The sequence below is a fragment of the Shewanella saliphila genome, assembly GCF_014648295.1.
In the GTDB taxonomy this organism is placed as follows: domain Bacteria; phylum Pseudomonadota; class Gammaproteobacteria; order Enterobacterales; family Shewanellaceae; genus Shewanella; species Shewanella saliphila.
Genome location: NZ_BMQV01000004.1, coordinates 51198 through 65099 on the forward strand (window position 1 = coordinate 51198; position 13902 = coordinate 65099).

Annotated in this window: 11 protein-coding genes; 7 read left to right on the forward strand and 4 right to left on the reverse strand. The window is 41.9% G+C overall.

Annotated features, from left to right (window positions below):
* Positions 1 to 104 precede the first annotated feature (104 nt).
* The 4 genes from deoC (at position 105) to deoD (ending at position 4399) form a co-directional block, all read left to right on the forward strand.
* Complete coding sequence (gene deoC, locus IEY48_RS03440; RefSeq protein WP_188917294.1) at positions 105 to 878, forward strand: deoxyribose-phosphate aldolase; 774 nt, start codon at positions 105 to 107, stop codon at positions 876 to 878.
* 146 nt (positions 879 to 1024) lie between these two features.
* Positions 1025 to 2356 carry a thymidine phosphorylase gene (gene deoA / locus IEY48_RS03445; protein WP_188917296.1) on the forward strand — a complete coding sequence of 444 codons (1332 nt, stop codon included), beginning with the start codon at positions 1025 to 1027 and terminating at the stop codon, positions 2354 to 2356.
* Positions 2357 to 2367: 11 nt separating this feature from the next.
* A complete protein-coding gene (locus IEY48_RS03450; protein WP_188917298.1) occupies positions 2368 to 3585 on the forward strand; it encodes a phosphopentomutase in 1218 nt (405 codons plus the stop codon).
* 103 nt (positions 3586 to 3688) lie between these two features.
* The gene (deoD, locus tag IEY48_RS03455; RefSeq protein WP_188917300.1) at positions 3689 to 4399 is read left to right on the forward strand and encodes a purine-nucleoside phosphorylase; all 711 of its coding nucleotides are present in this window, start codon (positions 3689 to 3691) and stop codon (positions 4397 to 4399) included.
* A gap of 65 nt (positions 4400 to 4464) precedes the next feature.
* On the opposite strand, the gene IEY48_RS03460 is transcribed toward deoD, so the two are convergent.
* Positions 4465 to 5151 carry an AhpA/YtjB family protein gene (locus IEY48_RS03460; protein ID WP_188917302.1) on the reverse strand — a complete coding sequence of 229 codons (687 nt, stop codon included), beginning with the start codon at positions 5149 to 5151 and terminating at the stop codon, positions 4465 to 4467.
* 162 nt (positions 5152 to 5313) lie between these two features.
* Here IEY48_RS03460 and serB point away from each other — a divergent pair, with 162 nt between their 5' ends.
* Positions 5314 to 6300, forward strand: coding sequence for a phosphoserine phosphatase SerB (serB, locus tag IEY48_RS03465; RefSeq protein ID WP_188917303.1), 987 nt, complete (start codon positions 5314 to 5316; stop codon positions 6298 to 6300).
* A 96-nt stretch (positions 6301 to 6396) separates the two neighbouring features.
* On the forward strand, positions 6397 to 7305 hold the full coding sequence (locus tag IEY48_RS03470) for an alpha/beta fold hydrolase (protein WP_188917450.1): 909 nt from the start codon (positions 6397 to 6399) through the stop codon (positions 7303 to 7305).
* A gap of 9 nt (positions 7306 to 7314) precedes the next feature.
* Here the strand turns inward: IEY48_RS03470 and IEY48_RS03475 are convergent, their stop codons facing one another.
* On the reverse strand, positions 7315 to 9708 hold the full coding sequence (locus tag IEY48_RS03475) for a PilZ domain-containing protein (RefSeq protein WP_188917305.1): 2394 nt from the start codon (positions 9706 to 9708) through the stop codon (positions 7315 to 7317).
* A 477-nt stretch (positions 9709 to 10185) separates the two neighbouring features.
* Here IEY48_RS03475 and radA point away from each other — a divergent pair, with 477 nt between their 5' ends.
* Positions 10186 to 11565: a DNA repair protein RadA gene (gene radA / locus IEY48_RS03480; RefSeq protein WP_188917307.1), complete on the forward strand. Its 1380-nt coding sequence runs from the start codon at positions 10186 to 10188 to the stop codon at positions 11563 to 11565.
* 133 nt (positions 11566 to 11698) lie between these two features.
* On the opposite strand, the gene IEY48_RS03485 is transcribed toward radA, so the two are convergent.
* Together IEY48_RS03485 and IEY48_RS03490 are read right to left on the reverse strand one after the other, a co-directional pair.
* Complete coding sequence (locus IEY48_RS03485) at positions 11699 to 12064, reverse strand: PilZ domain-containing protein (protein WP_188917309.1); 366 nt, start codon at positions 12062 to 12064, stop codon at positions 11699 to 11701.
* A gap of 169 nt (positions 12065 to 12233) precedes the next feature.
* Positions 12234 to 13586 carry a YjiH family protein gene (locus tag IEY48_RS03490; protein WP_373293689.1) on the reverse strand — a complete coding sequence of 451 codons (1353 nt, stop codon included), beginning with the start codon at positions 13584 to 13586 and terminating at the stop codon, positions 12234 to 12236.
* Between the last annotated feature and the right edge of the window lie 316 nt (positions 13587 to 13902).

Here is a 13902-nt window from a genome sequence, read left to right on the forward strand (position 1 = left end):
CTGGCAATACTGAAGGCCCGGCCATAATAATAATCATATGCCTGCTACCTAGTGTTGCCTGAATAAAAATTTATCTACTTTGATTTTTCGTTTGGAGAGCAATTATGACTGATTTAAAAAAAGCGGCGCAACTTGGCATTTCTTTAATGGATTTAACCACATTAAATGACGATGACACCGATCAAAAAGTGATCGACTTGTGCCACAAAGCTAAATCACCCGCTGGCAATACTGCCGCTATCTGTATTTACCCACGTTTTATTCCTATTGCGCGTAAAACGCTAAATGAGCTTGATTGTGAAGATATCAAAATTGCCACAGTAACTAACTTCCCACACGGTAACGATGATATTGCGATTGCGGTATTAGAAACTCGTGCAGCTGTTGCTTACGGTGCTGATGAAGTGGATGTGGTATTCCCATATCGCGCCTTAATGGAAGGTAATGAAACAGTTGGTTTTGAGCTTGTTAAAGCCTGTAAAGAAGAATGTGGCGATGCTGCCATTCTTAAGGTCATCATTGAGTCTGGTGAGTTAAAAGACCCTGCGCTAATCCGTAAAGCATCAGAAATATCAATTGACGCAGGTGCTGACTTCATCAAAACATCAACGGGTAAAGTACCGGTTAATGCCACATTAGAAGCCGCTGAAATTATGTTAACCGTTATCAGCGAAAAAGACCGTAACGTTGGCTTTAAGCCAGCCGGTGGTGTACGCGATGCAGCACAAACCGCTGAATTTTTAGGGTTAGCTGCGCGCATCTTAGGCGATGATTGGGTGACTCCTCAAACATTCCGTTTTGGTGCATCAAGCCTATTAAATAGCTTATTGCACACATTAGAGTTGTCAGACGCGCCTAAATCGACATCAGGTTACTAATGGCAATGGCCTAGCAGTGTTCTGCTAGGCTTTATCTTCACTTTAGATGACGCACTAACGCATCATTTAAAGACACTATCATACGATAGTATTCCTATATTAATGGCGATCCTAAAGGTGATGGGTTGCCTAAAAGGGGACGTATTATGTTTCTTGCTCAAGAGATTATCCGTAAAAAACGCAATGGCGAAGCACTAAGCACAGCCGAAATCCAATTCTTTGTAAATGGCATTACTCACAATACCGTATCTGAAGGTCAGATTGCGGCTTTTGGTATGGCGGTTTATTTCCAGGACATGAATATGGATGAACGTATCGCACTGACCAGTGCCATGCGTGATTCTGGCACTGTATTAAATTGGGATGCATTACGTGTAGACGGTCCCATCATTGATAAGCACAGTACCGGTGGCGTAGGTGATGTTATTAGCCTGATGCTTGGCCCTATGGCTGCAGCTTGTGGTGGTTATGTCCCCATGATTTCTGGACGTGGCTTAGGCCATACCGGTGGTACACTCGATAAATTTGATGCAATTCCTGGTTACCAAACCGAGCCATCTAGTGAATTATTTCGCAAAGTGGTAAAAGAAGCTGGTGTGGCTATTATCGGCCAAACTGGCGATCTCGTGCCTGCTGATAAACGCTTTTATTCTATTCGCGATAACACGGCTACCGTTGAGTCTATTGGGCTTATCACCGCCTCTATTTTATCGAAAAAACTGGCCGCAGGTCTTGATGCGTTAGCCATGGATGTCAAAGTCGGTAGCGGTGCATTTATGCCTACTTACGAAGCATCTGAAGAATTAGCTCGCAGTATTACAGCCGTTGCCAATGGTGCGGGCACTAAAACCACAGCATTACTAACAGACATGAACCAAGTATTGGCCTCTTGTGCCGGTAATGCGGTTGAAGTGCGTGAAGCCATTCAGTTTTTAACCGGCCAATACCGTAACCCACGTTTATATGCAGTCACTATGGGTTTATGTGCTGAAATGCTTGTTTTGGGCGGTATAGCACAAAACGAAGCTGATGCTCGTAATAAACTAAATACTGTATTAGATAATGGTAAAGCGGCTGAGGCATTTGCTAAAATGGTCTCTGGTTTAGGCGGTCCAACTGATTTTGTTGAGGCTTATGACAAGTATCTGCCTCATGCGAAGATTATTCGTCCAGTTTATGCCAATACTTCCGGCTTTGCTTACCAAATGGATACCCGCGAGCTTGGTTTAGCCGTTGTCACGTTAGGTGGCGGACGTCGTAAACCGGGTGATGCGCTTGATTATAGTGTCGGATTAACTCAAGTTTGCGCACTGGGTCAAGAAGTTAACCAAGATGTTCCGTTAGCGATGATCCATGCTCAATCTGAAGATGCATTTGCTGAAGCTGCAGCAGCAGTTCAACAAGCAATTGTGATTAGTGATAACGCGCCTGAAAAGACGCCTGAAATATATCGCTACATTCGCGCTTCAGATTTATAAAGGAAAACACAATGAAACGTACTTTTATTTTAATGCTAGATTCTTTTGGCCTGGGTGCTGCCACCGATGCTGAAAAGTTTGGTGATGTCGGTTCTGATACTTTTGGTCACATTGCTCAGGCGTGTGCAGAAGGTAAGGCTGATGTGGGTCGTCAGGGGCCTTTAACGTTACCTAATTTAGCCAAGTTAGGTCTAGGCCATGCAGGCTTTGAGAGCACGGGTAAATTTGCTGATGGCTTTAACGCTGATGTTGAAGTGATTGGTGCTTATGGTCATGCCGACGAGCTCAGTTCTGGTAAAGATACCCCAAGTGGTCACTGGGAAATGGCGGGTGTACCTGTTCTGTATGAATGGGGTTACTTCAGTGACTTAAGCAACTCTTTCCCAAAAGAGCTGACAGATAAAATTCTTAAACGTGCTGGTTTAGACGGCTTTTTAGGTAACTGTCATGCATCTGGTACCCAAATTCTTGAAGAACTTGGCGAAGAGCACATGAAAACAGGTAAACCTATTTTCTACACCTCTGCTGACTCGGTATTTCAAGTGGCTTGCCATGAAGAAACATTCGGCATCGAAAACCTGTACAACTTATGTAAAATTGCGCGCGAAGAACTCGAGCCTTATAACATTGGTCGTGTTATTGCGCGTCCTTTTGTCGGGACTGGCCCTGCTGATTTCGCTCGTACCGGTAATCGTCATGATTACGCGGTATTACCCCCAGCACCAACCATCCTAGATAAGATGAAAGAAGCCGGCGGTGAAGTGGTCAGTATTGGTAAAATTGCTGATATTTATGCTCATAGCGGTATTACACAAAAGTTCAAAGCGACAGGTCTTGAAGAGTTATTCGACGAAACCTTAGCGCAAATAAAACGCGCAGGTGATAACACCATCGTGTTTACCAACTTTGTTGATTTCGACTCTCATTATGGCCATCGTCGTGACACAGCTGGTTATGCTAAAGCATTAGAGTACTTTGATTCTCGTTTACCTGAACTTTTTGCGATTTTACAGCCAGACGATTTAGTGGTACTTACTGCCGATCACGGTTGCGATCCAACTTGGGTAGGGACTGAACACACTCGTGAACGTGTGCCTGTATTAGCTTACGGAGCAGGTTTACCGGCAGGTTCATTAGGCCGTCGTCAGTCATTTGCTGATATTGGTCAGTCGATTGCAAGCTACTTTAAGCTAGAACCAATGAATTATGGTGAATCTTTTATTAATTAGTCACATTTTCAAACGACGGTTCTATATATAGTTCAATGTGTTTGCTAAACTGTCGATATTATTAAAGCAAGACCAAATAAAATAGAAACATAGGGGTTATAACATGGCTACACCACATATTAATGCTGTAGAAGGTGCTTTTGCTGAAACTGTACTGTTTCCAGGCGATCCATTACGCGCAAAATACATTGCTGAAACATTTTTAGAAAATGTTGAGCAAGTAACAGATGTTCGTAACATGCTAGGTTTTACGGGTACCTATAAAGGTAAGCGTATTTCTGTAATGGGCAGCGGCATGGGTATCCCATCTTGTTCAATTTATGCACATGAGCTGATCAAAGATTACGGTGTTAAAAACCTAATCCGTGTTGGTACTTGTGGCGCAATTAGCACTGACGTAAAAGTACGTGACGTGATCATTGGCATGGGTGCTTGTACTGACTCTAGAGTGAACCGTTTACGCTTTAAAGATAGCGATTTTGCAGCAATTGCAGACTATAGCTTATTAAGCGCAGTAGTTGATTCTGCTAAAACTCACGGCACTAAAATCCGTGTAGGTAACGTTTTCTCAGCTGACCTATTTTACACACCAGATCCTGAAATGTTTGACGTGATGGAAAAAATGGGTGTATTAGGCGTTGAAATGGAAGCCGCTGGTTTATACGGTGTTGCACATGAGTTAGGTGCTAAAGCATTATGTGTAGTGACTGTATCTGACCATATCCGTACGGGTGAAAAAACCACTTCTGATGAGCGTCAAACTACCTTCAACGACATGATCGTGATGACTTTAGATGCTGCATTAACGCTGTAATCTATAACGATATAGTAAAAAGGGGTGCTCACTGAGCGCCCCTTTTCTGTTTCTCATTATGTACTTCAAGTGAATGGCTTTTTATCAACAGTATCATTTCCCGTTTGCGCAGACTCTGCAAGCAAGGCGACTTTCTTTGGTTTTTTACGCAGTTTAGCCCGTGTTTTACGGCGATCAAAATCGGCTCGCTTAAATGATAGTGAACGAGAAAGCAGCAAACCAATAAAGCCGGCAACGATTAGCATCATTTGCTGCAGCTCCATGTTTTGTTCGTGCAAAATCTTAATCTCGTCAAAAAAGATATCCAGGTTTAGGCGAACTTCTACATAACCCAGATTATTGTCATCTTGAATCACATTTTCGATTAATGGTGGGTAAGGTTTTAATAAGCCTTTTAATGCTTCTGAATCCGCTTCTAATTGCTCAAATGACACACTTTGAGCGAAGGCGAGTCTAACGCCTTGCGAGTTATAAATATTCACTGACATGACTTTAGGGTCAGCGGCTAAAGCTGACGCTAACCATTGAAGTTGTTCGTCATTTTGTAAATACATAGCCGGAGCTGCACCATTAGCAGCTTGTTGTGCCAGTAAGCGGGCCATCACTTTAGTTTGCGAGTTAAGTAAGTTTTGACCATTTCGCAAACTGGCTTGCCATAAATGTATCAGACCAAAAATCAGTGATATAGCGATAATAATTTGTATTATCCGGCTGAATTTTTGTCTTTTCTTAAGACCTTTAACAAAAATCACTTTAATCCTCAGTGTTTTTTCTATTTAATTGAAGGCTGTTTTGGGTTGTCTAATGATGTAGATAAGGCACAGCGATAATTCAATTATAGAAAATCATCAAAAAGCTATACTAATCGAAATTTTTGTCAGTAGATAGTCGTAACATACCAAGAGGCCGGGTTGATGCAACAAACGCATGATAATGTTTTACTTAATTGGTTATTTTCAGAGACTTGTGAGACTTATCAACATCAAGGCCGTATTTTATACCGCTATGAAGAGTCTGAATATGTATTGGAATTGCAATCTCATTTGCCTTACCGATGCCGGGTTATTTTTAGTGTTGAAGCAACTGCGGATATTGAATCCTGGCTAGCGTTGATACCCTCGGGGGCCCATATTGCCGAGCTTAAGAGGCAAAACGATTTACGCGGGTTTGAGGTTGCCACTCAAAGTGTGAGTGATGAATGGATAATGTCTTTTCCGCAACAGGTCAGCGCTGAAATCGTGCTTGTACAACAACCTTTGGCGCAGCTTAATGTGGCAGGTTTATTAGTGATGGACATGGACTCAACAGCAATAACAATTGAGTGCATTGATGAATTGGCCGCCATGGCTGGCGTTGGAAAAGATGTTGCGGCAGTCACTGCCCGAGCGATGCGTGGCGAGCTAGATTTTGAGGCATCGCTTAGAGAGCGTGTGGCCAAATTAGCGGGCGCAGATGCGAGTATTATCCAGTCGCTATGTGACTCTTTACCATTAATGCCAGGGATTGAGTCTATGATTGCTGAGCTTAAGTCGCATCAATGGAAATTGGTGGTGGCCTCTGGTGGTTTTACGCCTTTTGTCGGTCATTTAAAACAGTTGCTCGATTTAGATGCTGCCTATGCTAATGAATTAGTGATTAAAGAGGGCAAACTCATTGGTGAAGTCACGGGTGAGGTTGTTGATGCACAATATAAGGCCAATGTGATTGCAAAAAGTGCAAAGCAATGGTCAATAGCGGCAGGTCAGTGTGTTGCCATTGGTGATGGCGCAAATGATATTCCAATGATCCAAGCGGCCGACCTTGGTTTGGCATTTCATGCAAAACCTAAACTTGTTGCGGCGGCTGATGCAGCGATTCAACGCTTAGATTTACGTGCTTTAGTGTTTTGTTTACAAGCTTAAAATTTATTATTTACGTTAATTTTTAACGTTTTTACTCTAGGTATTTCATGGCAGTAATGATAGCTTAACCTCACGATTGATTTAATATTGCCTATTTTGACGACTGCCATTTTACAACATTCATTGTTTATTCCTTATCGTGAAGGTCACCTTCACGTAAGGCATATTCATCCGCAAGCTCCCCATGGGGCGACGATCCCCATTTTGATGCTGCATGGCGCCATGTCTAACGGTCGCGTTTTCTACAGTGAGTCTGGGCGTGGCTTAGCGTGTTTTTTAGCTAATGCAGGTTTTGACGTATATGTTATGGATACGGCTGGGCGAGGCTTAAGCGAGCCGAAAATTCACCGTGATTTTGCATTAGGCCAAGGTGAAGTTATTCGAGAACAACTTCCGTTAGTGCAGCAATTTATATTGCAACGTCATCCACTCGTTAGCCAGGTACATTGGTGTGCTCATTCCTGGGGCGGAGTATTAATGGCCAGTAGTTTGGCGCGTTTTGCTGAGTTACAAACCAGTGTCGCATCTTTGCTGACATTTGGCTCTAAACGAACCATCAAAGTCAGGTCGCTTAAGAAGTGGTTAATGGTCGATTTTTTTTGGAATCGCTTGGCGCCTTATCTTGTGCAAAGGCAAGGTTATCTAGATGCCAACCGTTTACGTGTCGGCATGGACAACGAAAGTCGCGCCTCGTTATTACAAACGATTGACTGGGTAAAAGGCGAGTGGGTCGATCACGATGATGACTTTGATTATGCGAGCGCAGCAAGGCAAACCCAATGGCCTACTAGCTGGTTTATTGCGGGTAAAAACGACCGTGTATTAGGTAACCCGTCTGATGTGCGCGATATGATTGCCGAATGTGGTTTTAAACAAGTGAAATATACTCTACTGTCTAAAGCGCAGGGAAACTTATTTGATTATGACCACGCAGGTATGTTAACCAATAAACAAGCTGAACAAGATCATTTTGTCGCGATTAAGCAGTGGTATTTAGCCTTATAAGACGAGTAGTTACTTAGGTTTACTAACCATAAGTAGGCTGGGGTAACGTATTTCGACTTCGGCGGTAATATCGAGTAATTCACCAGAACCGATGACTTTCCAGAGCTGTTCTTCAAGCTGTTTTGCGCGGTGACTGGCATGAATATGGATATATTCTAATTCGCGGCGAATATAACTCATGTCAGGTTTGTCTGTGGCGCCACGATACACTCGCAGTGCCATAAAACGACCCACTTTTTTGCTTTGTTGAATAAATTTAATTTGATTGTCTTTGCCACCTAATTCCGATTTAAGCACACACTTAATTTGCACAGACCCCCTTGCTTGGCGGGTGAGCTGAATAAATACTTCAAAAAAGTCCATGTCGTGGCTAGGTTTCATGGATTTGATAGGATCAATGATTTGTTGTTTTAAGACGTTGTTATCAAGTAAAGGTCGTAAATTATATTGCAGTACTTTGTCTGAGTCTTGGGCAAACAAATGGCTGATTTCATCTGTGGTCGTGCCAATGCCAATGTAGGCCATTTGTGCTGATTTAACCGTTTTTTCAATAAAATAAGGCACCCCCGGCAGCTGACGCATAAACAAGTTTTTAAGTCCGTCGGCTAACTCTTTAAGCTGTCCCTCATTATCAGATAACTGCTCTAGCTTTTGTTTATTATGTGCAATCAGTTTATTTAAAAACTCAACCCCGTCATGTGGTGTGTGCCCTATCAGTGCACTTAAATGCAATGCTTGGCCGTTCATGCGGCTGCGAATAAGTTGATAGGGTAAATGAGTTAAATTAGCTTTGCCTGAGGCGGCTTGTAAGCGAGGAAAAGACAACAAAACTTGAGCCGGTTCGGTAAAGTCGACGCTTTCTTCTAAAATAAGCTGTAAGCCACGGCTAGAAATATCATGGGTAACGCCATTGGTTTTTTTATCACCTTGTTGAATTGTCACAAGGGTTTTAAACGCAAAGCGTGCCTCGTGGCGGCGCTCACTAAAAGGCATCGATACTTTTTTAATGCTGTGTTGCTTAACTTTGGCCTGCGCAAAAATCTTTAAGCCATTGACGTCGGCTTTATTAAACCAGCCTTGGTAGTCTTTACGTGCATTTTCATTGGTCAGGTCGATCAATTGCAGCGTGTGGCTAAATTGGGCTAATTGTTGTTCTGTTAGGGCACTGTAACGTGCATCATCACCTGGTAGTGTTGATGTTTTGTAGTTTTTGCTGTGATCGACGGTTTGCGCAACAACTTTAAATACCCGCCAACTCGCTTTGGTTGAAGCAAAACCTAAAAATAAATGTAAATTTTTGGTGGCTTTTAACTCCGCCAATGACGCCGAGTAAAAATGCAATTTCCCTTGTGCGTGGTGAGTAAATGAAAACAGCAAACAGTGGTCAATGTCATTGGTATTTTTTAAGATTTGAGTTAATCGTCGGTTATTTAAAAAGTTAGGTAACTGACTGATCTCATTCTCATCTTGAAAATAGTGTTGTATTGGTTGATTACCGCGCCCTAATAGCTCATAAGCAATATGTGGTATGTCGTTTTTGACACTAATATACAAAGGGAGGTGGGTTAACAGGGGTAAGTAGTGCCGCTCATAACCTAGTCCAGTAGCGGTAACAATGACATCATTCACATCCACTTTGTAACGAAACTTAAAGCTTCTAATCACCTTGCTAATGACTTTGTCGAGCGCTTCACCACCACCAAGGCGTTTAAGCCTTAAAATCGCATTGCCGTCTTTATTTTGGATATCAACAATTTGATAATCAACGCCATGCTGAAGATCATCAACAAAAAACTCTTCGCTCAGTTCAAGTAATTTGAGTTTAATTGGCTTATCTTGATCTAAATGATGTTTTAAGGGGAGCTTTATCCGGGCCCCGCCAACAGAAAGATCCAAGGTAACGCCATTAGCTTCTGGTATTCCCGGCTGATTCACCGCAATACGAATGCTGTAATTCATTCGCTCTTCACAGCGGTTAAAGTAACTGCCAAGCACTACACCAGGGACTAAATAAGGGTTTTCTTCTGAGATAATCTCTTCAGGTTCAATATTGCGAAGCTTTAAACGGCGTAATTTATGTGCTTTAACCACTTGTTCGTAAACACCAAGTGTATATTTATTACGGTATAAAGGCAGGGCATTAATGAGCGACTCTTTAGCTGGTTCGTCAAGAAAGTGCCTTTGGTTGGCAATGACGACTTCTTCACACGGTAATTCTGTTTTGTCACGTAAATCAATAATACGAGTACATTGCGATGAAATTCGATTTAATTCCATTTTGAGTAGGAATCGGGTTGAGTTTGATTCATCCACAGTCAACTGCTCGAAGATGTCCTGAAAATCAGGTTCCATCAACAAGGGCTTGAGTTGTTCAATTAATGCACTGTGATTATCTAAACTCATTTCATTTATCGTTATATTGGCTTATTGTGAGTCTGGCTAATATTTATCGGCAAGAACATGCTGTTCTTTATAATATTTTTCATAATTATGCATGACCAATCTACAATTGGTAAGCTAATATGATGCAAAAGTAAATGAATAAAAGTCATCAACAAGTCTGAGTGTGAAATTAATATAGATTTCATCACGCTGTACCACATGATTATAAATGGTTGTTTTTGCTTTTATCGCTTAAGCGTATTCAGTGTGAACAAGATTGCTATTTTTGGCAAGGTTCAAACAATATATCTTCGCTATAAACTTCATTTAATTGATTATTTATATACGTTATCTCAGTTTTTGTCTCGGTAGTGCAGTGATAGGATAATAGTCTGGATCTTATTACTGGCTTATCGTGCCACGGTTAATCGCGACGCAAAATCAACCTTAAGTTAAATTTTAAAATACTAAACATTAGAGTAAATGATAGGAAGTAACATGGCTAAAGCTCCAAAAATGGCATTTGTGTGTGACGATTGTGGTATGGATTATCCGCGTTGGCAGGGACAATGTCGTTGTGGTGCCTGGAATACCTTAGTTGAGGTGCGCCTATCTGCCGCTAAAACGTCAGCATCTCGTCCTGCGGTATTAGGTTATGCCGGTGCGGCAGGTGGTGGGGCCAAAAAACTTAATGACGTCGAGTCCGTTGAAGCTGAAAAAAGGCTGACGGGTATAGGCGAGTTAGACAGGGTACTCAGTGGCGGCTTGACGACAGGTTCGGTCAATATCATTTCTGGCGATCCAGGGGCGGGTAAAACCACTTTACTGTCAGATCTTGTTGCGCGGATGTCGCAGTCGACAGCATCGTTATACTGTACTGCAGAAGAGTCTTTATCTCAGTTTAAAAACCGCGTAAATCGCTTAAAACTGAATTATAACGAAGACAATTTATACTTGTTATCAGAAACCAGTGTTGAATCTATTATCGAGGAGTTAGAAGCAAAACAAATTAAGTTTGCGGTGATTGACTCAATTCAAGCGGTGGTAACCGAAAATGCCAATGGCAGCCCAGGTTCGCCTTCGCAAGTTAAAACAGCGGCGCAAGCGTTTACCCAATATTGTAAAAAAAAAAACGTCACTATGTTTATCATTGCACATGTGAATAAAAATAATGAAATTGCAGGGCCGCAAACTTTGGTGCACATTGTCGATTCGTTATTGCATATTGATACCAATGACGGCCAAATCCGTACTTTAAGGGCCAATAAAAACCGTTTTGGTGATGTTGATACCGTGGGTATTTTCCGCATGAGCGAGCGTGGTATGGTGAGTGTTGATAACCCCAGTGAGATATTTTTATCTGGCTCTACAACGGACTCACCTGGCTCTACCATTACCTGTATCCGTAAAGGTAACCGTAATTTATTATTAGAGATCCAATGTTTAACCACCGAAACTGAGTCAGAGTTTCCACAGCGAGTGTGCGTGGGGCTCAACATGAACCGGATTAAAATGTTAACTGGGATTCTACGTAAACATACCAAAACGAAGATTTTCCATGATACGTTTTTTAATATTGTCGGTGGTTTAAAAATTGATGAGTCTGAAACCTGTATCGATTTAGCCTTAGTGACGGCATTATTGAGCAGTTTAAACGATTTTGTGGTGCCAAGAACGACCTGCATTATGGGAGAACTGAGCTTAAATGGTGATGTAAGGCCTATCGACAGCGGCGTGCCGAGAGTCAAAGAGGCGGCGCAACATGGTTTTACTGAGATATTTATTCCGTTTCGTAATTACCATAAATCAATGGAAGGCTTAGGCGTTAAAATTACCCCTGTAAAAACGATTCATGAGTTACTTGAGCTGATAAATTAGTTTTTGTCCTGATCTGAAAAGGCAAACCACTAGGTTTGCCTTTTTCATTTTATACGCAACAAAAATAATTAACGATAACGTCTAAGGATAACACCCCCAGTATAAGTCCCCCAGTATAAGCCCTCACTATTTCTTATGGTGCAGGTGTCATTAGTGAGGATAGCTCACGGTCGAGTAATTCGGCATCGCCCATGTTCAATTCAATAATTCGGCGTAAATGGGTAATGCTATCAACATCGATATGGGTACACTTTAACCCAAGGTGTTCGTGGGTTTTGTGCACGATAGCGGCTTCCATTTGCAGCTCAATGTCAGACTCTGGCAGTACGAATGCCAGTGTTAGAATCGTATTGAGTTGCCCTGTATAACCTTCTGGTAACTCAACGAGTGCCCCATTAAGGCTTAAATCTAAAATCTTGGTACGCCAAGTTTGCTCCGTTTGCGCTAAATGAGCGCTGGCAGCAAAAAAGATACGAGAAAATTTGCGTCTGTCATCCATTGAGTACCCTTAATGCGTTTAATGATAACGAGTTATCGCTCGTCACCATTGAGTATGTTGTTATTGCTTAAGCATACTCGAAATTTATTTTTTTCGCTGAGTTTTTAAGCTAAAAAAGGAGCGCATTGCGCTCCTTATGGGGTAAGTCACAAATATAGCCAGTATTGATTTATATGAGCAAATGGCCCATGAGCGCAATAACAGGCAGCGTGACCAATGTCCGCAAGATAAAGATGACAAACAGCTCAAAAAAGTTAACTGGAATTTTGCTGCCAATCAATAAAGCACCCACTTCACTCATGTAAATTAACTGCGTTACTGATAACGCGGCAATCACAAAACGGGTTAAATCTGACTCAATTGAGCTGGCTAAAATAGAAGGGATAAACATATCAGCAAAACCAACCACGATGGTTTTAGACGCTTCACTCGCTTCAGGAATTTGCAGCAGTTCTAGTAGTGGAATAAATGGCATACCAAGGTAGTTAAACAATGGTGTGTGCTCTGCCAATACTAATGCCACGGTACCAATGGCCATGACAACCGGTATCACCCCAAATATCATGTCAACAACGTTTTTAACGCCTTCAACTAATACCTGCTTAACGCCACCAGCGGCTGCTGCACGTTGCATTGCTTGTTCAAATCCCCAAGACATAACGCCGTGATTTTCAGGTACGCTTTCGTCATCTTCATGACGTGGTGTGTTGTCGATATAAGTGTCTTTTTTCCATGACAGCGGCGGTAACTTCGGTACAACAATCGCTGCGACAATACCGGCTAAACAGACGGTTAAGTAAAATGGCACAAATAAGTGTTCAAGTTTGACTTGCGAAATAACCACTAAGCTAAATGTTATCGATACCGCTGAGAATGTGGTACCAATAACCGCCGCTTCTCTTTCGGTATAAAAGCGGGTTTCATATTGCTTGTTGGTCATTAAAATGCCAACGCTACCATCACCTAACCATGAAGCCATACAGTCAATGGCACTGCGCCCTGGTAAGTTAAAAATGGGTCGCATAATTTTGGTTAATAAGGTGCCAAAAAACTCCAACAAACCAAAGTTAAGTAATAATGGTAAAAGCATCCCAGCAAAAATAAACACTGAAAATAATACCGGCACTAAGTCATTTAATACTAAGCCGCCCGTAGCCGAAGAGGTGATTGCCTCTGGCCCGATTTGCAAATAAACCAAGACGATAAATATCGCCCCTAGCACCCGAGTGGTGAGCCAAAACAGATTGACTTTTAATAGGGTACGCAAGAAATGATTTTTGCGAATAAATTGCGGGTTAAGCAGTTTGGTCAGTACAGAAGCGAAGGCCATAAACACAACGATGGCGGTTACGATTAACTGAATCGTACTGCCCATTTCAGCTTGCAATGCTTTTGAAACGATAGCGATCGGAATGGTGATCGCACCGTCAATGCTGATAGGGGTCATAAATAGCAGTAGACCAATCAGAGACGGAATAATAAAAGTCAGTATTGTTTTAAGACTATGTTTTTTTTGTGTCACGTTAACTACACCTTTACGTATGTGCTTTTTGAGTGAGCAAGTCGTACTTGCCAACTACCGAACATGGACATCATAGTGAATGTCCATTCAGTTGTATATTTTTGGAAGGCAAGGTTACCCCCTTATCTGCCGTATGTAAAACGATAACTGTGCCGAATAGTTATTAGATAAATGTGGGTAGATATACGCGGTGTATTTTTGTGTCTTAGATCATACAAAACATAAAGCAATCATGATGTTAAGTCTTTGTGTTGTATTTGTTTGTTAAGTGTTTGTTTAAGACGGGGCAAGAGGATTAAGCTGAAGCGATGAGCAA